At 43.0% G+C, this 24,158-nt stretch carries 18 protein-coding genes and 1 pseudogene; 10 read left to right on the top strand and 9 right to left on the bottom strand.

The window, feature by feature from the left end:
• Nucleotides 1-130: 130 nt before the first annotated feature.
• From H5123_RS02955 to H5123_RS02945, 3 genes are all read left to right on the top strand, one after another.
• Nucleotides 131-985 carry a putative selenate ABC transporter substrate-binding protein gene (locus H5123_RS02955; RefSeq protein ID WP_182696981.1) on the top strand — a complete coding sequence of 285 codons (855 nt, stop codon included), beginning with the start codon at nucleotides 131-133 and terminating at the stop codon, nucleotides 983-985.
• Nucleotides 985-1,662, top strand: coding sequence for an ATP-binding cassette domain-containing protein (locus H5123_RS02950; protein ID WP_182696980.1), 678 nt, complete (start codon nucleotides 985-987; stop codon nucleotides 1,660-1,662). The genes H5123_RS02955 and H5123_RS02950 overlap by 1 nt, the downstream gene beginning before the upstream one ends.
• A gap of 87 nt (nucleotides 1,663-1,749) precedes the next feature.
• Nucleotides 1,750-3,255, top strand: a complete 1,506-nt coding sequence (locus H5123_RS02945) for an ABC transporter permease (RefSeq protein ID WP_259395577.1) — start codon at nucleotides 1,750-1,752, stop codon at nucleotides 3,253-3,255.
• A gap of 95 nt (nucleotides 3,256-3,350) precedes the next feature.
• On the opposite strand, the gene H5123_RS02940 is transcribed toward H5123_RS02945, so the two are convergent.
• Together H5123_RS02940 and H5123_RS02935 are read right to left on the bottom strand one after the other, a co-directional pair.
• Nucleotides 3,351-4,022, bottom strand: a complete 672-nt coding sequence (locus H5123_RS02940; protein ID WP_182696978.1) for a LysE family translocator — start codon at nucleotides 4,020-4,022, stop codon at nucleotides 3,351-3,353.
• A 165-nt stretch (nucleotides 4,023-4,187) separates the two neighbouring features.
• Complete coding sequence (locus H5123_RS02935; RefSeq protein ID WP_124016486.1) at nucleotides 4,188-5,498, bottom strand: dicarboxylate/amino acid:cation symporter; 1,311 nt, start codon at nucleotides 5,496-5,498, stop codon at nucleotides 4,188-4,190.
• Nucleotides 5,499-5,722: 224 nt separating this feature from the next.
• On the opposite strand from H5123_RS02935, the gene H5123_RS02930 reads away from it, so the two are divergent.
• Complete coding sequence (locus H5123_RS02930; RefSeq protein ID WP_182696977.1) at nucleotides 5,723-8,182, top strand: hypothetical protein; 2,460 nt, start codon at nucleotides 5,723-5,725, stop codon at nucleotides 8,180-8,182.
• A gap of 102 nt (nucleotides 8,183-8,284) precedes the next feature.
• Here H5123_RS02930 and trpA read toward each other — a convergent pair whose 3' ends face one another.
• The 6 genes from trpA to H5123_RS02900 all read right to left on the bottom strand — a co-directional run bounded on the left by trpA (nucleotide 8,285) and on the right by H5123_RS02900 (nucleotide 15,018).
• Nucleotides 8,285-9,088 (bottom strand): tryptophan synthase subunit alpha, encoded by an 804-nt coding sequence (gene trpA, locus H5123_RS02925; protein WP_182696976.1) that lies wholly within the window; start codon nucleotides 9,086-9,088, stop codon nucleotides 8,285-8,287.
• A complete protein-coding gene (gene trpB / locus H5123_RS02920; RefSeq protein WP_124016489.1) occupies nucleotides 9,081-10,292 on the bottom strand; it encodes a tryptophan synthase subunit beta in 1,212 nt (403 codons plus the stop codon). The genes trpA and trpB overlap by 8 nt, the downstream gene beginning before the upstream one ends.
• 71 nt (nucleotides 10,293-10,363) lie before the next feature.
• Nucleotides 10,364-11,767 carry a bifunctional indole-3-glycerol-phosphate synthase TrpC/phosphoribosylanthranilate isomerase TrpF gene (gene trpCF / locus H5123_RS02915; protein ID WP_182696975.1) on the bottom strand — a complete coding sequence of 468 codons (1,404 nt, stop codon included), beginning with the start codon at nucleotides 11,765-11,767 and terminating at the stop codon, nucleotides 10,364-10,366.
• The gene (trpD, locus tag H5123_RS02910) at nucleotides 11,760-12,803 is read right to left on the bottom strand and encodes an anthranilate phosphoribosyltransferase (protein WP_182696974.1); all 1,044 of its coding nucleotides are present in this window, start codon (nucleotides 12,801-12,803) and stop codon (nucleotides 11,760-11,762) included. Before trpD ends, trpCF begins: the two co-directional genes overlap by 8 nt.
• A complete protein-coding gene (locus H5123_RS02905; protein WP_124016534.1) occupies nucleotides 12,803-13,405 on the bottom strand; it encodes an aminodeoxychorismate/anthranilate synthase component II in 603 nt (200 codons plus the stop codon). Before H5123_RS02905 ends, trpD begins: the two co-directional genes overlap by 1 nt.
• A gap of 41 nt (nucleotides 13,406-13,446) precedes the next feature.
• The gene (locus H5123_RS02900; protein WP_182697081.1) at nucleotides 13,447-15,018 is read right to left on the bottom strand and encodes an anthranilate synthase component 1; all 1,572 of its coding nucleotides are present in this window, start codon (nucleotides 15,016-15,018) and stop codon (nucleotides 13,447-13,449) included.
• 450 nt (nucleotides 15,019-15,468) lie between these two features.
• Here H5123_RS02900 and H5123_RS02895 point away from each other — a divergent pair, with 450 nt between their 5' ends.
• The 4 genes and pseudogenes from H5123_RS02895 to scpB all read left to right on the top strand — a co-directional run.
• Complete coding sequence (locus tag H5123_RS02895; RefSeq protein ID WP_182696973.1) at nucleotides 15,469-16,329, top strand: RNase RNM; 861 nt, start codon at nucleotides 15,469-15,471, stop codon at nucleotides 16,327-16,329.
• A complete protein-coding gene (locus H5123_RS02890) occupies nucleotides 16,326-16,946 on the top strand; it encodes an L-threonylcarbamoyladenylate synthase (RefSeq protein WP_124016493.1) in 621 nt (206 codons plus the stop codon). Before H5123_RS02895 ends, H5123_RS02890 begins: the two co-directional genes overlap by 4 nt.
• 39 nt (nucleotides 16,947-16,985) lie before the next feature.
• Nucleotides 16,986-17,774, top strand: a complete 789-nt coding sequence (locus tag H5123_RS02885) for a ScpA family protein (protein WP_124016494.1) — start codon at nucleotides 16,986-16,988, stop codon at nucleotides 17,772-17,774.
• 126 nt (nucleotides 17,775-17,900) lie between these two features.
• Nucleotides 17,901-18,491, top strand: a pseudogene (gene scpB, locus H5123_RS02880) (SMC-Scp complex subunit ScpB); the annotation flags it as partial.
• A 254-nt stretch (nucleotides 18,492-18,745) separates the two neighbouring features.
• Here scpB and H5123_RS02875 read toward each other — a convergent pair.
• Nucleotides 18,746-19,672, bottom strand: a complete 927-nt coding sequence (locus H5123_RS02875) for a LysR family transcriptional regulator (RefSeq protein WP_182696971.1) — start codon at nucleotides 19,670-19,672, stop codon at nucleotides 18,746-18,748.
• Nucleotides 19,673-19,863: 191 nt separating this feature from the next.
• Between H5123_RS02875 and H5123_RS02870 the strand changes: the two genes are divergently transcribed.
• A complete protein-coding gene (locus H5123_RS02870) occupies nucleotides 19,864-20,943 on the top strand; it encodes an efflux RND transporter periplasmic adaptor subunit (RefSeq protein WP_182696970.1) in 1,080 nt (359 codons plus the stop codon).
• A gap of 3 nt (nucleotides 20,944-20,946) precedes the next feature.
• Complete coding sequence (locus tag H5123_RS02865) at nucleotides 20,947-24,012, top strand: efflux RND transporter permease subunit (RefSeq protein WP_182696969.1); 3,066 nt, start codon at nucleotides 20,947-20,949, stop codon at nucleotides 24,010-24,012.
• Nucleotides 24,013-24,158 lie beyond the last annotated feature (146 nt).

Here is a 24,158-nt window from a genome sequence, read left to right as displayed (position 1 = left end):
TTATAACAATAATACTAATATTTTTTATTTGTTTTTACTCACATTTTTTATATTGAGTCGCTTTGGCTATGTAATCGAGTAGCAGGTAAGTTAGAATAGCGTTAACAACCGACTAACTTATAAGATTAAGATGAAACTAACACATTTATTAGCAGCGAGCTTTTTAAGTTTATTTTCGACGTTTGCATTAAGTGCAACCTTTACCTTTACTGCTATCCCTGATGAAGATGAAAGTCAGCTTCGTACTCGATTTGATAAAGTAGCTGATTATTTATCTGAGCAATTGGGCGTGGAAGTAAAATATATTCCAGTAAAGTCTTATTCTGCTGCGGTAACGGCGTTCCGTAACAATCAAGTTCAGCTTGCTTGGTTTGGCGGTTTATCTGGGGTTCAGGCTCGTCGCTTAGTGCCTGGTTCTGAAGCTATCGCTCAAGGTTTTGAAGATCAGTACTTTAAGAGTTATTTGATTGCGCATCAATCTACTGAAATTGTTCCTTCCAGTAATTTCCCGCTACTAAATGATTATACTTTTACGTTTGGTTCTAAAGATTCAACGTCTGGACGGTTAATGCCGCAGTTCTTTATTGAGCGAAACTTAGGTAAGCCGATCGAACAGATTTTTAAACGAATCGGTTTCTCTGGTGATCATAGCCGCACCATTAGCCAAGTCGAAGCGGGTGTATACCAAGTTGGCGCGGTTAATTATAAAGTGTGGGACACTGCTGTTGAAAAAGGCGAGGTTGATACCAGTAAAGTGAAAGTTATTTGGGAAAGTCCTAGCTACCCTGACTATCAATGGACAGTACGTGCTGGCGTTGATGACTCTTTTGGTGCAGGTTTTAAAGAAAAACTGACTAAAACATTAATTGGTATGACGGATAAAGATTTATTAGCCAGTTTCCCTCGTGAGTCATTTGTTCCCGCCCATAACAACGACTATGAGCCGATTGAGCGCGTCGCAAAAACCATTGGAATGCTTGATTAATGTTGTCTTTGGTTGATGTTGATTTAGGTTATAGTCAGAACATTGTTTTATCTAAGGTTAATTTGTCATTTAAGCCCAATGAACATGTGGCTATTTTAGGTCCTTCAGGCGTGGGTAAAACCACGTTATTGCATCATCTATATCTACAATTGGCTCAGCAAACCTGTTTGTGTTCTCAAGCACAAGGGTTGGTTGATAACTTGTCGATATATCATAATGTATTTATTGGTGGATTAGCGCGTTACTCTCGTTGGTACAATATGGCTAATTTATTATTGCCATTTAATAAGCCACAACAACAAATAGCCGCTATTTGTCAGCAGTTAGAGCTCACCATGCCATTAACACAAAAGGTCAGTGAGCTGTCTGGTGGACAACGTCAACGTGTCGCATTAGCCAGAGCATTATTTCAACAGCAATCCATTTTTATGGGTGATGAGCCCTTTTCTGCATTAGATCCATTAATGGGCTTACGGCTATTAAATTTGATTAAACAAGCACATCAAAGTGTGATTTGTGTGCTGCATGATGCTGAGTTAGCCTTAGCGCATTTTGATCGCATTATCGTGATTAGCGAGGGCAAAGTGGTGCTAGATGATGGCGCCGATAAGTTATCTCTGGCCCGTTTATCACAGCATTATGCTTTGGCCGATATGCCAAAGCAGGTTATGGCGTGAATATGATCACATCGCTGCAGCTCATTATATTGCTTATCACAGCTCTATCTGTGTGCTGTTACTGTCTTTTCTATTATGTCTGACGCTATGATTTTTCGTGGACGCGCTTTTGTGGGCCACTGGCAGAAAATCACTTTACTACTTTTAGTTACGGTATCTGTGTGTTGGTTTTTTGCTGATACCGAAGTGATAGCAATCGATCCTTGGTCCGAACTCGGCCGTATGTGGCATGGTTTTGTGCATCCCGATTTTTTTGCGACAGAGAATCTGTTTGATGCACTGTGGCAAACTATTAGTTTTGCCTTGCTTGGGATCACGGTTGGATTGCTAGTGGGATTTCCATTAGCCTTGTGGTATCAGCATCCCTTAATTGCGGCCTTGTGTGCCTTTATCCGTGCGATCCATGAGATTTTCTGGGCGCTGATATTTTTACAGATCTTTGGTCTATCAGCCATTACCGGTATCTTAGCCATTGCACTACCTTATGCTGCCACATTTGCCCGAGTTTTTGCGGATATATTACAACAAGCGCCAATCCATACTTTATTTTCACTGCCCAAGGGTACTGATAAATTATCGGCATTTATCTATGGACGTTGGATGCACATGTATCCACAGATTATTGATTATATTCGTTATCGTTTTGAATGTGCATTGCGCAGTAGTGCGGTATTGGGTTTTATTGGTATGCCGACATTAGGCTTTTATTTAGAATCCGCTTTTCGTCAAGGGCGTTATGAGCAAGGTGGGGCATTACTGATTTTATTTGTGTTATTAATTGGCAGCATACGCTTTTGGGCTAAACCGATTTTGCTGTGGCTATATTTACCGCTTGCGGTGTATTTTTTACCACCAATACCTGTGATTGACTCGCAACTTATTTGGCGCTTTATCAGTGTTGATATCTTACCGCCAATGCTCCAAGGGCAGGCTTTTTTTACCTGGTTTGATGCAGATAATTTATCAAAGTTGTTTGACTGGGTTTATGAATTAATAAGCCAACAAGTGTTTCCGGGAATGATTGCCACTTTAGTATTGGCTTTTTGTGCCTTAGGATTAACTCACTTATTCACCATGATATTGTTGCCGCTAAACACGCGTTTAATGATGCCAAACCTGATCATCTTGTTCATGCGTGCGGTTAATTTAATATTACGTTCACTGCCAGAATATTTATTGGCTTTTGTGTTTATGATGTTGCTGGGTCCTTCTATGTTACCCGCTATTATCGCGCTAGCATTACACAATGCCGGTCTTATGGTATTTTTAATGGCGCGCCAAGCTGACAACGTGAGTGTTCCGCTCACATATCTGCCAAGGATTGACCAATATAGTTATTTGGTTGTGCCTACGCTATATCCACATTTTATGGGATTACTGTTTTATCGTTTTGAAGTGATTATTCGTGAAACGGCTATTTTGGGTATGCTTGGCGTGATGACGTTAGGCTTTTATGTTGACAGTAACTTTTCTGAAATCCGCTTTAGCGGTGCCTTATTGTTATTGGTGTTCACTGCGGGTTTAAATGTTGTCGTGGATTATCTAGCGCGTCGATTACTCCATTATCCTCGGCATCGTATACAGGTTTGCTAAAGCAGCCTTAAGATTAACCCTCGGATTAATCTTGGCCACGAATTACTTATAAGGCTTAAAACTCAGGCCGCTTTAAATGAGTCTATCTATTTCAATTAGCTGATAATTTGTTGGATAATATTACTTGCAATAGTCAGCGCAACGGCAATAAAAATAATTCCTACCAGTAAATCAATAATGGTATTCGCTGCGAGTAATTTTTGCTGAACCCGAGGTTTAGATAATACTAATGCCAGCAAGCTAAACCATGCTAATGACAACACAAACAATAATACTGTCGCAGCTATTTTGGTTGAATGATTGACTTGTGGCGTAATTAATACTGAAAATAAAGTAATAAAAAAGATCAGCGCTTTAGGGTTGAGTAGATTGGTATAAAGACCCACCTTAAACCCTTTTAACGACGAGACTATAGCCACCTGGGTGAGATTTTGCTGAACTGAAGGGATGTCTACAGTCCGGTGTTTGCTGATAATACTCGTCATCGCTGATTTAAGCGCCCCATATCCCATCCAAGCTAAGTAGCTGCTACCAATGAGTTGTACAGCCATGAACGCAATATGAGATTGTTGGATCATCACACTGATCCCCATCAAAGATAGAAAGGTATGTATCAAGATCGCCACCGCAATACCTAAGGCACAATAAAGTGCGGTTAAGCGTGTTTGTTGTGTGGCCATTTTTACAATAATGGCGAAATCGGGTCCAGGGCTCATCAATGCCACTATGTGAATAACCGCTAAACTTGCCAATAAAGTAAGGTCCATATTTATTCCGTTTTTTGTAAGCTATGACGAGTCATTTACCCATGAGTTTTAATGATAATGAAAGCCTATATCAATGTAAGTTGATGATAATGACATATTTATGCAGAAAAAAGATAATAAAAAAGCGCTAAATTAGCGCTTTTTTATATAAGGTGATGTTAAGTGTTAATTTTTGGAATTAAGCACTTGATCTTCAAAGTTTTTAGCGACTTTACCCGCTTGTGAGTCATTGAATATTTGTTCATTGAATTCACCCTCTGATTTAGCAATAATCACTGTCGCTACCGCATCACCGGTTACGTTCACCGCGGTGCGGATCATGTCGAGCATTCTGTCGACACCAATAATTAATGCAATCCCCTCTACAGGTAAGCCAACTTGGTTTAACACCATGGCGAGCATGATTAAGCCTACGCCTGGCACCCCCGCAGTGCCAATGGAGGCTAACGTTGCTGTGACCACCACAGTAGCGTAATCCATTATGCTCAGTTCAATACCAAACACTTGGGCAATAAATACCGTGGCGACACCTTGCATAATGGCGGTACCATCCATGTTAAGTGTTGCACCCAGTGGTAAAGTGAATGAGGCAATTTTATTGTCAACCCCCATTCGGTGTTCAGCTGTTTCAATGGTGACAGGTAATGTGGCATTTGAACTGGCTGTACTAAAGGCAAACAGTTGCACATCACGAATTTTACGCAAAAACATCAGCGGACTCAGGCCTGAGAATAACTTTAATAACGTCGGGTATACCACTAAGCCTTGAATAAATAATACTGCAACGACCAGGAAGAAGTATTTTACTACACTACCGAAGGTTTCTAAGCCTAACGTTAAGCTGAGAGTCGCCATCAGTGCAAACACACCATAAGGCGCGAGCTGCATAATCAAGGTAACTACACGCATAATCACATCATTTAAATCGTTAAAAAATGACGCTATACGCGTACCGCGTTCACCAATATGTGAGATGGCAAAGCCAAAAACAACTGCAAATAGGATAATCTGCAGCATATTGCCTTCACTCATGGCTTGCATAGGGTTTGTCGGTACAATATTAATAATGACTTCAGACAGGCTAGGTGCGTCTTTTGCTGAGTATTCTAATGCGTTACCGGCCAAACTAGCATTACCAGGATGGATCAACACTGCGGCTAGAATCGCAATCGTGAGCGCAATAGCGGTAGTGAATAAATAGAAGGATATGGTCTTGCCACCAAGACGCCCCAGTTTAGATGGATCGCTAAGGGAGCAAGTACCGCACACTAATGAGATAAATACTAAAGGTACGACAAGCATTTTTAAGCTTGAGATGAAGATAGTGCCAATGACATGCAAGAATCCATCGGTAATGTACTCTTGAATAAATTGGCTATCAGGAAAAGAGTTTCTCAATACTAGGCCAAATATAATGCCTAATGCCATGCCAAATAAAATTTTGCTCGTGAGTCCGAGCTTGTATTGTTTACTCACAGAGTGTTCCTTTTCATCATATTATTTTATTTCTTTATTGAATGCGCTAAAGACTAGCAGGAATCGTTAACTTAGGAAATGGCCTAAAAGTGAAAGTTTTAGCCGATAAATAGCAAAGAAATTATTATAGTTATGCTAAAGTTATAGGATGTTTGTGTATTGTTTAAATATAAGTAACTATAATAATTCTTAAGTTTTATTTCAATGTAACAGGGAGCCTGACAATGAGGTCAGCATATAAAGTTTATTTCGCACTTTTATGTACTTTTTTTCTCGTCGCATGTGGTGGCGGCGGCGCTATAACAGATGATGGCACTGGAGGAGGAACAACTCCCGATCCAACAGTCTCTATTACGTTAAGTATTGATAACGATCAAATTTCTGTTGCAGAACCTGCAACTATTACTGCGACTGTCAAAGACTCAACGGGGGCTGCAGTCAGTACCCTGGTTTCTTTTTCATTAAATAATGCTCAATACGGCACTTTTGCTCCTGGTACAGGTGAAGTTGCTACTAATGCTGATGGTATTGCTACTGTTCAGTTAAATTCCGCCGCAATCAACACTGGTGCGACCGTCACGGCAACCACTTCATCTGGCGAGACAAGTTCACTCAATGTGACTATGGCCGGTGATGGTGGTGTAGCAGGCGGTGGCGCGCAAGTTTCATTGGTATTAACTGATGCAGCTGGTAATGCCATTGAATCAATCAACACATTATCTCCTGGTAAATTAACGGCTACGGTTAGTGGGCTTTCTAAGTCTGTTATTGTCACTTTTGATAGTCCAATAGGTGATTTGCCGGTTAAAACAGCAGTGACTAATGCACAAGGAAAGGCGACCGTCGATATTTATGCGGGTAGCTCTTTAGGTGCCGGCGAAGCAACCGCTTCGTTATCAACTAATGAAACGGGTTCGACGATTGTTGTCGTCGGTGCCACCAATGTTGTGATGGGCAGCGGAACACCGTTTGTTCAAGGTGTAGCATCGGTAAGTACAGCCGATCTTTCGGCGGGCGGTACTGCAACGGTTTCAGTTTTGATTCAAGATGATCAAGGTAATCCTTTTACTCAGCCAGTTGATGTGAATTTCTCGTCAACCTGTGCGACAAAAAGCCCTGCTCAGGCGGTGATCAGCTCTCCTGTTTCATCAAGTAATGGCGTTGCAACATCAACTTATCGGGCTCAAGGTTGTGTTGGTGAAGATCAAATTAACGTCACAGCAAACGCCGGTGGCATTAGTTTATCAGCAGTTGGGACTATTAATGTACTGCAGGCGGATGTAGGTAGTATCGTATTTGTATCTGCAACACCTGAGAATGTTAGTATTTTGGGTACCGGTGGTGTTGAATCATCTGTGGTTAAATTTAAAGTACTAGATAAAAATAATAACGTTGTGACTAATCAAAATGTATTATTTGAACTCAATACCGAAATTGGTGGAGTGAAAATTGATCCTTTACAAGCCACAACCGACAACAGTGGTTTAGTTCAAACGGTAGTCACTACAGGTACAGTGGCTACCTCGCTGCGAGTCACTGCGACGGTAGACAATGGCTCAATCCCTGCAATATCGAGTCAGTCTAGCCAGTTAATTGTTTCAACAGGCATTCCTGATCAAGACAGTTTCTCATTATCTGCGACAATATTAAATGCTGAAGGTTGGGATGTTGATGGAACTGAAGTTACGGTCGTAGCCCGTATGGCCGATGCGTTTAATAACCCTGTACCTGATGGAACCACGGTATCTTTTACTACCGAAGGTGGCTCTATTGAAGATGCATGTCAAACGCTTAATGGAGCTTGTTCAGTAAAATGGACCAGTCAGTTGCCAAGACCAGAAGGTGAGACGATTCTCAATGGCGCGGGGCAGATGTTCCGTAATCCTAATGCTGATTTAGCTTTTGATTCAACGTTGGGTATTTATGGCAATATATATGGTCAAAAATACGGTGGTCGTGCAACGGTTACTGCAACCGCAATTGGTGAAGAGTCTTTTCCTGATTTAAACGGTAATGGTCGTTTTGATGCTGCAGAAGCATCTGAATTTCTTTCTGGTACAGACGTCACTGGGCAAGCATTTGATTTAAATGATGCCTTTAATGATTATAACGAAGATGGAATATTCAACCCGCAACAAACGGGTGGTCAGTCAGGTGGTTCATTAGAAAAGCTAGTTGATTTTAATTCAAATGGTGTATTTGATTTAAAAGACGGCAAATACAATGGGGTACTTTGCTCGGACCCTGTTCACAGTGCATGTGCTGATGGTACAAGTGATTCTAAGTCTTTGTTTGTACGTCGAAGTCTTGTCATAGTGATGTCTGGTAGTACTGCTTATGCTACTGAGTCAAATAACATTGTTATAGCAGACAGTACAGGTACTCATACTGGCGGTAGTATTCAAATTATCGGAAAAGGTTCTGCAACTGCAACATTTACTATTTCTGATTTACATAATCAGCAAATGCCAGCAGGGACTATTGTTAGATTTACAACCTCTGCAGGTTCTGTGGTAAGTACCAGCGAATATACTTGGCCAAGCACTAACTATAATGGTGGCCGTCAGTTCACGGCTACCCTAAAAGGTGAAGACCAACCTAACACTGGAGTGTTCATTGTTGAAGTAGAATCACCAGGCGGGTTAATTACTCAAGTGGTTTCAATTGGTGTAGCGATTTTATAATCACTTGATACACCCCTAAGCAGAATGTTAGGGGCATCCATTAAAAAAGGCGCTTTAAGCGCCTTTTTTTGTTTTTACTTTTCTATTAAGAACACAACTTTTCTAGGTTGCCGCTTTCATTGCTGCGGTAAATTGAGCAAGTTTTGCCAGTAATGTGACTTCATCATGTTGATTAGCTTCGATAATTTTAACCACGGCAGAACCTGATATCGCGCCTGCGGCACCGGCTTTGATGGCCGAGCGCACTTGATCTGGTTCGGCAATACCAAAACCTAATAGTGGCGGTGGGGCATTAAATTCGATCAATTGTGCCAGAATATTCTCAATTGGCACACCGGCTTTTGATTCAGTACCCGTAACGCCGGCACGCGATAATAGATAGGTATATCCTTCACCTTGTTCACTGACCATTTTTAAGGTGTCAGTATCAGCATTAGGCGGTGCGATAAAGATAGGTGCGATACCATGTGCTTTTGCGGCTAAACTAAAAGGTTTTGACTCTTCAACCGGCACATCGGCAATCAATACCGAATCTACACCTGCAGTTTGTGCTTTGGCGTAAAACTCATCAATACCATTGGAAAATACTAAGTTGGCATACAGTAATAGTCCGATAGGCAGATCAGGATATTGCGCACGTATTTTTGCGATGATATCAAAGCAATCGCTTTGTTTAGTTCCAGCGGCTAATGAGCGTAAGTTAGCACCTTGTATTACTGGGCCATCAGCTAATGGATCTGAAAAAGGGAAACCTAATTCAAGTGCATCAGCACCATTATCAACTAAGGTTTGAATGATCTTTAACGATAATTCAGGGCTCGGATCGCCAATGGTGACAAAAGGAACAAACGCACCTTGATTCTGTGCCTTAAGTGCAGCAAATTTTGCTTGATAACGGTTACTCATTGCCGCTCTCCTGTTGTTTTTGTTTCGCTTCTAAAATATCTGCCACAGTGAAAATATCTTTGTCACCACGGCCTGATAAATTAACCACTAAAATGGTCTCTTTAGTCGCTTCTTTTGCCATGCGAACTGCGTAAGCAAGTGCGTGGGCTGATTCTAATGCCGGAATGATACCTTCACAGCGAGCGAGCGTTTGGAACATCTCTAACGCTTCATCATCGGTTGCTGATTCATATCGTGCACGACCAATGGCATTTAAATGTGCATGTTGCGGGCCTACCGAGGGGAAATCAAGCCCGGCAGAAACAGAATACGACTCTTCAATTTGACCATCACTGTTTTGCATTAACGGTGATTTCATGCCAAAGAATATACCGGTTTTACCGTGTTTAAGCGGCGCGCCGTGCATTGCCGTATCAAGTCCTTTTCCTGCCGGTTCAACACCAATTAATTCAACTGACGGTTCGTCAATAAAGTCGGCAAACATACCAATAGCATTTGAGCCTCCGCCAACACAGGCGATGACAGCGTCAGGTAAACGGCCTTCTTTTTCAAGAATTTGTTTTTTGGTTTCTTCTCCAATAATACGCTGAAATTCACGCACAATTGTCGGGAACGGATGTGGCCCAGCAGCGGTGCCGAGTAAGTAGTGAGCTTTATCATAACTTGCTGACCAGTCGCGCATGGCTTCGTTACAGGCATCTTTTAGGGTTGATGAACCTGAAGTCACAGGAATCACTTCAGCACCCATTAATTTCATTCGAAACACATTTGGCGATTGACGTTCAATGTCTTTAGCACCCATGTAAACTCGACATTTTAAGCCTAAAAGCGCACAGGCTAGGGCAGTGGCTACGCCATGTTGACCAGCACCTGTTTCTGCGATGATTTCTTTTTTACCCATACGTCTCGCTAACAACGCTTGACCTAACACTTGGTTGGTTTTGTGGGCGCCACCATGGAGTAAGTCTTCACGTTTTAGGTAGATTTTTACCATAGGATTTGGACTTAAATTACGGGTAAGTGTTAGCGCTGTTGGGCGGCCTGCATAGTTTTTCAGCAGGTCGGTAAATTCAGCGATAAAGCTTTCATCTTGTTGCGCGTCAATAAAGGCTGTTTCGAGTTGTTTTAATGCAGGCACTAAAATTTGCGGTACATACATACCACCGTATTCGCCGAAATAAGGGTTAAGCTTGAGCTCGGTCATAAATGTTCCCTTTGAGTAATCGTATATTCATGTTGATTCGTTATTCGTTATTCGTTGTTCGTTATTCAATGTTAATTGCGGCGTAACTGGGCAAATGCAGCGTTCAGTTTTTGATGGTCTTTATGGCCAGGAGCTGATTCTACTCCTGAATTTAAGTCGACCCCATAAAATCCCTGTTGGCTGGCAAGATAAACATTCTCTGCGGTCAATCCGCCGGCCAAGATGGCGTCTTGTTTATTACCAATATTGGCTTGCCAGTTAAATGTTTGCCCTGTGCCACCAAATTGCTGTGCAGATTTGCTGTCGTACAAATAACGATCGGCCCCGGCAGGTTTTGGACTCACTTCACCGCTCTGACTGTCAATTGCAATGGCTTTCCAAATCTCGGTGCTAAGTTGCTGCTCAGTCAGTAATGTTTTTAACTCTTTAATTTCAAGTTCTGTTTCATCGCCATGTAGTTGCACTGCAAAAAGATCCAGTGTTTTGGCTAAAGCTGCGATATCAGTAACGGCATGATTAACAAACACGCCGACCATGTTTAATCCAATATGATGTTGCTGCATTTGGGCGACTAAGTCACTTGCTTGTGCTGGCGTTACAGCTCTGGGTGATTTAGGATGAAATATTAATCCTCCAAATACTGCGCCAGCTTGTGCCACTGCTGCAATATCGTCAATTTGAGTCAAGCCGCAAACTTTATTATTACCATAAATCAATTGTCTACAGGCTAAATCAATATCGTCTTGCGCCATTATTGAGCTACCGACAAGGTAACCGTCAACTAATGGGTTTAAGCGACACACTTGCTGATGATAATAAATCCCTGACTCACTGATCACCACTCTGTCAGCGGGGATTTGCGGTGCTAATAATTCTGTGGTGGCAAGGTCGGTACTTAAGTCGCGTAAATTACGGTTATTAATACCAATAATCGGCGCGTTTAGATCAATCGCTCTAACTAATTCTGCTTCGTTACTGACTTCAGTTAAGCAATCTAAGTGATACTTTGCCGCTTCGTTTGCTAATAATCGATATTGTTGATCATCAAGCACTGACAGCATCAGTAAAATGGCATCAGCGCCTTGGTGAGCCGCTAATTTCACTTGGTAAGGGTCGACAAAGAAGTCCTTACAAATAATCGGCTGAGTCACTCTAGCGCGCACTTTAGGAATGTAGTCCATGTCACCTTGGAAAAATTCTTCGTCGGTTAACACAGAGATGCCTGCAGCATATCGAGTATAAATATCAGCGATAGCTTCTACATCAAAGTCGGCGCGGATCAGTCCTTTTGAAGGGCTGGCTTTTTTACATTCAAAAATAAACTGAGCATCCGGCGCTTTCAACGCATCAAATAAGCTACGATCTGATATTTTAGGTTGTAAGCTGGCTTCGGGGAAACGCAATTTAAGTGCGCTAATATGCGCGACTTTAGTTGCAACGATGCGGGTTAATACATTATTTTCTGGCTTACTCATGGTGTTCTCCTGCTTGGCTCACTGCAGCTAAATCGGTTAATAAGGTGAAGGCAGCGCCACTGGCAAGGGTTGCTAATGCTAGCTGTGTACCGGCTTGAACTGAGTCGCACACACCACTGATATATAAAGCACAACCTGCGTTAATGGCCACAGCATCTCGGTGAGCAGGGAGGCCATTACCTTGTAAAATAGCTTGCGTTATGAGGGCATTGTCTGCCGGTTCGCCGCCGGTGAGTTGCTCGATACTCGCGCGCTTAACCCCTAAATCTTCAGGGCTAAGTTGGTAAGTACGCACCACACCGTCTTTTAGTTCTGCCACATAGGTATTGTCATGCAATGCCACTTCATCTAAACCACTACCATGTACCACCATGGCGCGTTTTACCCCCAAAGCATGGAGCACATGTGCGATAGGCTCGATCAGTTCAAGTGTGTAAACACCTAGAAGCATAAATTCTGGGCTTGCAGGGTTTATTAACGGTCCTAGCACATTAAAAATGGTCCGGGTTTTTAACGCTTGTCTAACCGGCACAGCATGTTTTACTCCGCCATGGTAATGCGGCGCAAATAAGAAACATAAACCCAGTTTATCTAAACACTGGCTTGCGGCATCTGGTGCCATGGTGAGTGCAATACCGAAATGGGATAATAAGTCAGATGAGCCAGACTTACTCGATACACTGCGATTACCATGTTTTGCGACTTTAGCGCCAGCTGCAGCGGCAACAAAAGCGGCTGTAGTGGAAATATTGATGGTGTTATGTCCATCACCACCGGTACCGACAATATCAACAATGCCGCTTTGTTTTGAGGCATCACTGCGTGGGAAGGGTTTAGCGGCTTGCCGTAATGCGTCTGCCGCTCCGGCTATTTCATCAATGGTTTCGCCACGCATTTTTAGCGCCACTAACATCCCCGCCATGGTGGCAGGTTGCATATCCCCTTGAATAATCGCGCTAAAAACTTGTGCCATTTGTTCACGAGTTAACGCAGTACCTTGATAAAGGCGGTCGAATAAAGCTTGCAGATTATCCATTATTCTCCTCCAGTAAAGGCGTGGTCTTGGGTTAAATACGCTAATGTTTGCGTCAGCAGTTGGCTACCTAAGGTGGTTAAAATTGATTCTGGATGAAACTGAAAGCCTATTGCTTGATGTTGTGGATGCAATATTGCCATCGGCATATCATCGGTAGTGGCAATGATTTCTAAGCAATCAGGTACCTTTGTCGCCACCAAACTGTGGTAGCGCGCAACCGGTAATGGTGAGGGTAAATTGGCAAATACGCCTTGACCATTATGGAAGGTGGGGCTGGCTTTACCGTGAACCACAAATGGTGCTCGTTCTACTTTGCCGCCATAATATTCGACCATAGCTTGATGACCTAAACAAATGCCCAGCATTGGAACTTTGCCGGCTACTTTACCAATCAGTTCCATCATGCAGCCCGCTTCATGAGGGGCCCCTGGGCCTGGTGATAATACCAAGGCTGCTTTTGAGGTTTCATTGATAAGCTTTTGTGCAACATAATCGGCGCTGACATCATTACGGTAAATGATGACTTCACAACCAAGGCTGCGGAATTGATCGACTAAGTTGTAGGTGAATGAGTCAAAGTTATCCAGTAAGTACAGTTTCATGCGGTTAGTCGCTTGGTTACTGGCTTGTGTGGTTGCAGTGCTCATAGGCCACCTCCCATCTTTATTGCTGAGATAACCGCTTGGGCTTTTTGACGAGTTTCATCGGCTTCGGCTTGTGGGTCTGAATCAAATACCACGCCAGCACCTGCTTGTATATGAGCAACCCCATTTTTAACAAAGGCTGAACGGATAACAATGCAGGTATCCATGTCGCCAAGACCATTGAGGTAACCTACAGCGCCACCATAACTGCCGCGACGAGCTTGCTCTGCTTGGCGAACTAATTGCGATGCACGTACTTTTGGCGCGCCCACTAAAGTTCCCATGTTCATGCAGGCTTGATAAGCGTGCAGGGCATCTAAATCTAAGCGTAATTGACCGGTGACGCGACTGACTAAATGCATCACGTGCGAATAACGATCAACTTTTAACAGTTCGGCCACTTTACGGCTACCGCTTTGGCTGATGCGAGCAATGTCGTTGCGGGCTAAATCGACTAGCATTAAATGTTCAGACAATTCTTTCTTATCCAAACGCAGCTCGAGCTCTATACGACTGTCTAGGTCAAAATCAATCTCACCTTGGGCATTTTTACCGCGCTTTCGGGTGCCAGCAATGGGATACACTTCGACTTGGTTACTGGCCGCATCGTATTTCAGGGCACTTTCTGGCGATGCGCCAAATAAGGTGAAATCAGGACCTCTGAAATAGAACATATACGGACTAGGATTGGTTAAGCGCAAAGCCCGATACGCCCCAAGGGTATTCGGACAAGGTAGACTGAAACAACGTGATGGCACCACTTGGAAAATATCACCGGCGACAATATGTTCTTTTAAATCAATCACGGTCTGCTTAAATTGCTCGTCGGTGATGTTAACTTCTTCGTCGGTTGTCACTGGCGTTAATTGAGCAATATCACCTAGCTCAGCGCATTGTTCGGTAACGTGTTGCAGTTGCAAGGCTAATTGCTCTGCAATGATGTTGTCTTGACCGAATTGGTGGCTGACAATCTCAGCTTGCTGAGTTTGATGGTCAATTAAAATAAGTGTCTCAGCTAGATAAAATAAATAGTCAGGGCAATCATTATGCGCATTGGGCGCAGCAGGGAGTGGCTCGACGGTATCAATTAAGTCATATGCTAATACACCACCTAAGAATAAATCTTCAAATTTAAGCGGATTATTAGTTTGTATGTGCTTGATAAACATTCTTAAGCCATCAAGAGGCGATGTTGACTTTAACCGTGCATCTTCATCTTGTAACTCGGTGGCTTTTTGCAGCGTCACGATGAGAGTATCATTATCTCGTTGTTGCAGTGCATCACCGAAGAAGTTCGCTATTGGCGCTAACAGCGCGGCACCATTTTGAGTTAATGCGCTAAAGTTAAGCTGATAACCGTCGCAACGAATCATCATTGCCGCATGGGTGAGGACGATACTTTTTAAATGGTCTTTACTTTCAACCTCCGCAGACTCTAACAGCATGGTATGCGGCGCGTTATTAGTCACTTGCTGATACAGTTTTAGCGGATCTGTATGGTAGGTTAGTGCCTGCTTTTGCGTGGTAACCTGAGCGAGTTGATTTGGTGTAGTCACTGTTGTCGTCACTATGTCGCCGCTCCTTGTATCATGTTTATTTATCATCTATTGGCCTCTAATATTGTGTAACCCGAGTGACTAATTTTGCATGGGCCAGATAACAAGAAAGCCCACATTTCTGCGGGCTTTTTGGTAAAATCTTGTCTCTTAAAAATGAGCACAACGCTTCACACCACCCGTTAATTTGGGAAGTGCCACCACCAAGTAATGTGTAATGAAGCTAAAGAATGTGTCATCGTTAATCGCTATGTTATGTCTTTGTTTAATGCCTATAGGAAAACCCAGCTGGAGAGTAATGTCAATTGAATATTTCTCAAAAGCCATTAAAAAATGACAACCAGGATAACGAGCGGCTAATTATTGAGCGCTTTAGGTGGCTTGTGTATAAATAATTCATCAATTGCCATCATTTATTCATAAATCCAAGCAGTATTTTTATCGCTACTCTTGTACAATAAGCACATGATTACAGAGACTCTCCTGGCCGATCTTCATAGCCACACGACCGCATCAGACGGTCAATTAACACCAACCGAATTATTAACTCGCGCTATTGAAAAAGGCGTCGAGATGTTTGCTATTACTGACCACGACACAGTCGGAGGGTTAGCAGAAGCGCATCTTGCCAATCAAGCGCACGCCACACCATTAGTGTTAATTAATGGTTGTGAGATTTCAACGCGTTGGAACAGTTTTGATATTCATATTGTCGGTTTAAACTTAGATATCGGCCATATTGGATTATTAGACTTTTTAACTCAGCAACGCCAATTGCGTGAAGTGCGTGCCCAAGAAATTGGCGAGCGTTTAGCTAAGGCCGGGATTGAAGGGGCTTATGACGGCGCAAAAGCAATTGCTGGCGACGCCGCACTGAGCCGTGGCCATTATGCAAGATGGTTAGCTGATAATGGTCATGCGACAGATATGCCGAGCGTGTTCAAACGTTACTTAGCGCGCGGAAAAACCGGTTATGTGCCTAATAATTGGGGCGACATGGCCAATGCGATAGACCACATTCATCAAGCGGGTGGCGTTGCAGTCTTGGCTCACCCTAGTGGTTACAAATTATCGGCCAAATGGCTTAAGCGCTTAGTACGTGAATTTGCAGAGGCCGGTGGCGATGCAATGGAAGTTATTCTAGGCCAGCAAACATTGGATGATCGTAATAATCTTATCGCATTAAGTAAGCAAAATAACCTACTTGCTTCTGTGGGGAGCGATTTCCACTTCCCCAGTAATTGGATCGAGCTAGGTAAAAACTTATTCCAACCTCAAGGTGTGGAATGGGTTTGGCAATCACAACATTGGACGGAAAGAGCATGAGTCAATTTTGGTATATTCATGATGAAAACCCACAAGCAAGGTTAATAAACCAGGCTGTGGCGATTCTTAAACAAGGTGGAGTCATTGTTTACCCAACAGACTCTGGTTATGCATTAGGCTGTATGATTGGCGAAAAAAATGCCATGACGCGCATGGCGCGTATTCGCCAAATTGAAAACGACACCAATTTTTCGTTAATGTGTCGTGATTTATCTGAACTGGCTAATTTTGCCCGGGTTGATAATCAAGCATATCGTTTATTAAAAAGCTGTATGCCTGGGCCATATACGTTTATTTTCAAAGCCACTAAAGAAGTGCCGCGCCGGTTACAATGCGATAAAAAACGCACCATAGGTATCCGCGTGCCGAATAATGTTATTGCATTGGCGTTACTTGAAGCATTGGGTGAGCCGATGATGACCACCAGTTTGGTAATGCCAAATGAGCAATTTGCTGAGTCAGACCCTGAGCATATTCGCGACATTCTCGATCACCTAGTCGAAGGTATTATTCATGGCGGCTATTTGCCTGAAAATCAAACGACTGTGATTGATATGTCTGAAGATGAGATGGTGATATTACGTCACGGTGCTGGCGATACCAGTGCATTTGAATAACCACAGGTTACCATGGTTGATGAACCGTCAAGGATAAATATGCAAGGTAGCCAGCAGAGCCTGCCATTGGCAGTGGTTCGTGGCCAAGTACTTGATAGCATGCCACTAGACTTGTTTATTCCGCCTGAGGCCTTAGAAGTGTTTCTTGAAACCTTCGAGGGCCCGCTGGATTTATTGCTGTATCTTATTCGCAAACAAAAATTGGATGTGGTTGATTTACCCATTCAACAAATTACCCAGCAATATTTACTCTATATTGAGATCCTGACTGAAGCACGGATTGAGCTGGCGGCTGATTATTTAGTGATGGCCGCAACCTTAGCTGAAATTAAGTCACGTTTGCTTTTGCCTAAAATGGCCAGTGAAAATGATGAGGAAGAAGACCCTCGGGTGGTGCTGATCCGGCAATTAAAAGCCTATGAAGTGATAAAGCAAGCTGCTGCAGATATCGATGCATTACCACGGATTGAGCGAGATGTATTACAAGCATCGGTGAGTGCAGCTCCAGACATTAAACCTGTCACTGTGCCACCTGAAGTGTCGCTGGTGGATATTGCCCGCGCGTTTGGTGAAGTGCTGAAACGCATTGATGCCAATGAAGATCATCATGTTAAGCGCGAACAGTTATCAACCCGCGAGCGTATGAGCCAAATTTTAGCCAGGTTATCCAGTACCGAATTCATTGGTTTTGAGTGTTTGTTTGATGTCAGTGAAGGCCGAGCCGGTGTGGTCGTGAGCTTTTTGGCACTTATGGAGCTGGTTAAAGAGTTACTGGTTGAATTAGTACAAAATGAACCTTTCTCGCCCATTTATGTAAAAGCCTATTAATCAAGCTCAACGCTGTGAGCAAAACACATGACAAGTTTGATATTACGGACTTAACATAACGCAAATATTAACGATTTATCCCTCTCTTTTATTCAAAGTTGAGGTTAACGATATTCGAAGAGATCCATGAAGCCAATTAATCCTACACAGCTAAAGCAACTTATCGAAGCCAGTTTATTTGTCTTAGCTAAGCCATTGTCAGTTAACGCTATCAAAGAAACTGTGTTGGCTGACTTTAGTGTGTCGCGCCTGCGCATTCAGGAAGTGCTTGATGAATTACAACTAGATTATCAAGAGCGTGGAGTGCAACTAGTGAAAGTTGCCAGTGGTTATCGCTTCCAAACTCAGGAAATGCTCAGTCCTTACCTGCAACCGCTATGGCAAGAGAAATCTCCTAAGTATTCACGTGCAACCCTGGAGACCTTAGCGGTTATTGCTTATCGACAACCGGTAACTCGTGGCGATATTGAATACATAAGAGGCGTGGCTATTAGCAGCCATATCATAAAAAGCTTAGTCGATCGCCAGTGGATTAAAGTAGTGGGCCATAAAGAGGTGCCTGGTAGGCCTGCGTTATTTGCCACCAGCAGTGTATTTCTCGATTACTTTAATCTTACCAAGCTAGCCGACTTGCCAGCCTTAACTGATGCCGACTCTTTACATGCTTTATTTGAAAAAGCTCAGCTAGGCATGGACAATCAATCTGAGCTTGAAACCGTCGTTGATCCAGATAACGATGACGTCGTTACCATTGATGAGGTATCTGAGCCAGATGGAGCTATTAAGTTTGATGAACAAGATGGCGCGGTTAACAATGACATTGATCCTGACAATCAAAACGATAATAACCCTTCGCATCAGCCACATGATTAATTAAGCATGAGATATAACCCTTATCGGTAACATCTTGGTGCACCTTTAGCGCTATTCGTTTTCCTCATCAATATCTAAGAGTTGGTCCAGTCGCTTTATCACATCCACACTTTTACATGTGCCGACGGCGATTGATAATGGCCACTTTGAGGCAGATTGGCTAACATATAATCGATAAAGCGTTGGCTGGCAAGACTTAAAAAACGCCTCGAAGGGTAAACTAAAAAGACTACCGCCATATAAGGTGGGAGTTCATCAAACAATCGCACTAATTTGCCATGCTTAAAATCCTCCTGACAAATTCGCAAAGGTAAATAACCTATGCCGCGACCAGAAAGCGTTGCTTCATAAGCGAGTTGGATACTATTGGTACACAAATTACCTTTGACCGCTTGCATCGCATCATTTGCCAAAGGCACTTCGCTGAAGGTTTTACCATTAGGGAAGCGAAATAAAATCGAATTATATTGTTCTATGTCCTCTGGTGAATGCGGTGTTCCGGCGTTAGCCAGATATTGTGGACTGGCAACAAAATATAACTCTTCGCGAATAATCGGTTTTGCCACCATGTCTATTTCGCTAAACGTTTCTTGGACCATAAATGCAATATCGATATTGTGTCTGACCATATCGAGGGGTTCTGTGCTGCTAATAATTTCAACTGACAGCTTTGGATTTGCGTCCATAAAATTAAAAATTTTGCTGACAATGTCCATCATCTCTGGGATAGGGAAGATTAATATCCGCAGATGGCCATTGAGTTCAGCTTTGTTATCGGTGATTTCATCTAATGTCTGTGCTAAATCAGCTAGCATAGTTAAGGTTTTTTGGTAGAAATGACTGCCTGCGGACGTGAGGGTGATGGCGCGGCTTTGACGGTGAAACAGCTTTAAATTTAATGACTCCTCTAACGATTGCAAGCGTCTACTGACGGTCGACTTAGGCAAATTCAATAAGTTAGCCGCTTCAAGAATGCTGCCAGTTTCGACGATGCGGTGGAATAATGCAATGTCTTCAGTTTTCATATTGTTTGCTCTAATAATGCTTGATAAGTCAAACTCAAATAATGGGATTGATATTCCCAAATAAACCCATTTATTGCAACTATAATTCAGCGTATTGTTCGAACCAATTGTAAATTAACTGTCATCTCAAAAAGGGATGATGATGTTGTCATTACGTCAGTTTAAATCTCTGTTACCAAGGAACATAATCGATGAAATATCGCTCAACATTGCCGTTGGCATTGCTTATTTCTACTATTCTAGCTGGTTGTACGCCTGTCGAAAGCGCCGTACAAGAAGAGCTTGTACGCCCCGTTAAATTGTTTGAGGTCGCGAAATCTTCAGGCAATACTATTCGCCAATTTCCTGCCAGAGTTGAAGCCAACAGTCGAGCACAATTATCATTTCGGATTTCAGGTCAGCTTGTCAGACTGGATCTTGTGGAAGGGCAGCAGGTTAAACAAGGTTTTTTACTGGCTCAATTAGACGATCGCGATGCGCGTAATAATTTAATGACGCGTGAAGCTGAGTACGATTTGTTGCTGGCCGATTTTAGCCGTAATCAAACGCTACTCGATCGTAAACTGATTTCCCAAGCACTATTTGACAGCAGTAAAGCCCAACTTAAGTCGGCCAAAGCCGCGCTAGCAGCAGCCAATGACCAAGTGAGTTATACCCGTTTAGAAGCACCATTCAATGGCACTATTGCTAAGCGACTAGTGGATAATCACCAAATTGTTCAGGCAAACCAAGGGGTAATGACCCTGCAAAATAATCATTTGCTTGATGTCACTATTCAAGTGCCTGAAGCTATGGCAGCAGTCTTAACTCAAGATATTGCCAATGGCTTAGCGGCAAAAGTACGTTTTAGCGCAGTAGAGGGCATGTCGTTTGATGCCAAATTTAAAGAATACTCAACCCAAGTGACACCGGGCACCCAAGCCTATGAAGTGGTGTTTTCATTACCACAACCTGACAATGTGCAATTACTGCCAGGCATGAGTGCTGAATTAACCTTAGCTACGCTTAACGAATCACCACAAGGCTTTACTGCGATTGTGCCTATTTCTGCTGTAGACAAACAAGATCAAACTGGTGAGGTGACGGTATGGCGCTATCAGCCAGATAGCGGTGACATTAATCCGGTGAAAGTGACGCTTGGTCGCGTAAGTACAGATGGTGTTGAAGTGTTGAGTGGTTTGCAAAAAGGCGACGTTATTGTTGCTGCTGGATTGTCGCAATTATCTGCAGGCATGAAAGTGAAGCCATTACGCTGGCAACGGGGAGTGTAGTTGATGAATGTTGCTGAATATTCCATTAATCATAAAGTGATTAGCTGGATGTTTGTATTTTTACTGCTTATTGGTGGCAGTGTGGCTTTTACGGGACTAGGACAATTAGAGTTTCCAGAATTTACCATTAAACAAGCGCTAGTGATCACCGCCTATCCTGGTGCATCGCCTGAGCAAGTGGAAGAAGAAGTGACCTTGCCGCTTGAAGATGCGTTGCAGCAGCTTGATGGCATTAAACACATCACTTCTATCAACAGTGCTGGGTTATCACAAATTCAGGTTGAGATTAAAGACAATTATGACAAACATCGCTTACCCCAAGTGTGGGATGAGGTGCGTCGAAAAGTAAATGACACCACAGGGGGCTTACCACCTGGTACCGCTAAGCCACAAGTGATTGATGACTTTGGTGATGTATACGGTATTTTATTGAACTTGTCAGGCAACGATTTTAGTAATCGAGAACTGAGCAACTATTCCGACTATTTACGCCGTGAGTTGGTGCTTGTTCCCGGGGTAAAAAAAGTCTCTGTGGTAGGAGATGTGACAGAGCAAGTGGTGATTGAGATTTCACAGCAAAAACTGTCAGCGCTTGGTTTAGACCAAAGTTACATCTATGGATTAGTGAACAATCAAAATGTGGTGTCTAATGCTGGCAGCATTGTGATTGGTGATAATCGTATCCGTTTACATCCCACTGGTGAGTTTAGTTCTGTAGAAGAGTTGTCTCGTTTAGTCGTCAGTTCACCGGGCAGTACTGAACTTATTTACCTTGGAGATATTGCCAATATTGAAAAAGACTATGACGAGACCCCTAATGTGCTTTATCACAATAGTGGTGAGGCGGCATTATCGTTAGGTATTGCGTTTTCAGGCGGCGTAAACGTTGTTGATGTGGGCAAGCGTGTGAGCGAGCGTTTAGTTGCGCTTGAATCCCAACGGCCTTTAGGGATGAGCCTTGATACGGTTTATAACCAAAGCTCTGCGGTTGATCATACCGTACAAGGTTTTTTGATTAACCTTTTAGAGTCGATTGCGATTGTCATCGCAGTATTATTATTATTTATGGGCCTGCGTTCTGGATTATTGATGGGCCTAATTCTGCTGTTAACTATTTTAGGTACTTTCATTGTAATGAAGGTATTGGACATTGAATTGCAGTTGATATCTCTGGGGGCGCTGATCATTGCCTTAGGTATGTTAGTCGACAACGCGATTGTGGTCACCGAAGGTATTTTGATTGGCTTACAGCGTGGTAAAACTCGTCTTGAAGCCGCCAAGCAAGTGGTATCGCAAACTCAGTGGCCATTATTAGGCGCAACTGTGATTGCCATTATTGCCTTTGCACCAATTGGTTTGTCACAAAATGCGGCCGGTGAATTTTGTCGTTCATTGTTTCAAGTGTTAATGATTTCTTTGTTTATTAGTTGGATTACAGCAATCACCTTAACGCCATTTTTCTGTAATTTGTTATTCAAAGAGACTTCACCACAAGCTGAACAGGTAGACCCTTATAAAGGCTGGTTGTTTACCACTTATCGTCGTTTTCTGTATTTTGTATTACGTTTTCGTCTAGTGACATTGTCAGTGGTGTTGGCGATGTTAGTCACCGCAGTGATAGGCTTTGGTCACATTAAGAACGTATTTTTTCCTGCATCAAATACGCCAATATTTTTTGTTGATGTATGGATGCCTGAAGGGACAGACATTAAAGCCACGGAACGATTTACTGGCGAAATAGAGAAAAAGCTACTGCAAGAAAGTGAGCTTAATGACTCCGGGTTAGTGCACCTGACATCTGTCATCGGTCAGGGTGCCCAGCGTTTTGTGTTACCTTATCAGCCTGAAAAAGGCTATCCAGCCTTTGCTCAGCTTATCGTAGAAATGCACGACCTAGCAGCCGTTAAGGCTTATATGCCCCAAGTTGAACAGTTGTTAAATAGCCATTTTCCCCAAGCACAATACCGTTTAAAAAATATGGAGAATGGTCCATCACCAGCGGCGAAAATTGAAGCGCGTTTCTATGGCGAAGATCCTCAAGTGCTGCGCAGTTTAGCCGCGCAAGCGGAAAGTATTTTTAGAAACGAACCGACAATGGACGGTGTTCGCCACAATTGGCGCAACCAAGTGCCACTCATCCGTCCACAATTACAAAATGCTCAAGCACGTGAAACCGGCATCAGTAAACAAGATTTAGATAATGCCTTATTGGTTAACTTTAGCGGTAAACAAATTGGCTTGTACCGTGAAACCAGCCATCTGTTACCGATTGTTGCTCGTGCACCAGCAGCAGAACGGCTTCAAGCGGATAGTTTATGGAAGATGCAAATCTGGAGTACAGAGAACAATACCTTTGTCCCAGCAACGCAAGTCGTCAGTGAGTTCAGCACTGAATGGGAAAACCCTTTGGTGATGCGCCGTGATCGTATTCGTATGTTGGCTGTCTTGGCAGATCCTAAACTGGGCTCTAACGAAACTGCAGACTCAGTGCACAAAAAAGTTAGACATAAAATAGAGGCGATTAAACTGCCTTCCGGTTATCGCTTGGAGTGGGGCGGGGAGTTTGAATCGGCAGGCGAAGCGCAAACAGCTGTTTTTAGCTCAATTCCCATGGGTTATTTAGCGATGTTTTTAATCACAGTGTTTCTGTTTAACTCTGTACGACAACCCTTGGTCATTTGGTTTACGGTACCGTTGGCGGTTATTGGTGTATCAGCAGGGTTGTTGATATTTGATGCTCCGTTTAGCTTTATGGCATTACTTGGATTGTTGAGCCTGTCTGGGATGGTGATCAAAAACGGCATAGTGTTGGTTGATCAAATCAATCTTGAACTTGAAGAGGGGAAAGAGGCTGGATTTGCACTGGTTGATTCGTGTGTGAGTCGTGTTCGCCCTGTTATGATGGCTGCGATTACCACCATGTTGGGCATGATCCCTTTAATTAGTGATGCTTTTTTTGGTTCTATGGCGATTACCATCATCTTTGGTTTAGGTTTTGCTTCACTATTAACTTTAGTGGTGTTGCCCGTTATGTATAGCCTAGTGTTTAACCTTAAAGTGACTCGCTGATCGATCAATAATGCTATTTGATTGATTAAGGCTGCTGATGCAATAGTGCCAGCAGCCTTTTTGAAGGCATTAATCTATCATTAGCGACGTTGTACTGCAGGCTGCTTAATGTATTTCTGTTATCAACAATGGCTGACTCAAAATCG

It is taken from the genome of Shewanella sp. SR43-4 (genome assembly GCF_014163845.1).
Classification (GTDB): Bacteria; Pseudomonadota; Gammaproteobacteria; order Enterobacterales; family Shewanellaceae; genus Shewanella; species Shewanella vesiculosa.
The sequence above is the reverse complement of the archived record's forward strand: the minus strand, read 5'-3'. Positions and strand labels throughout refer to the sequence as shown.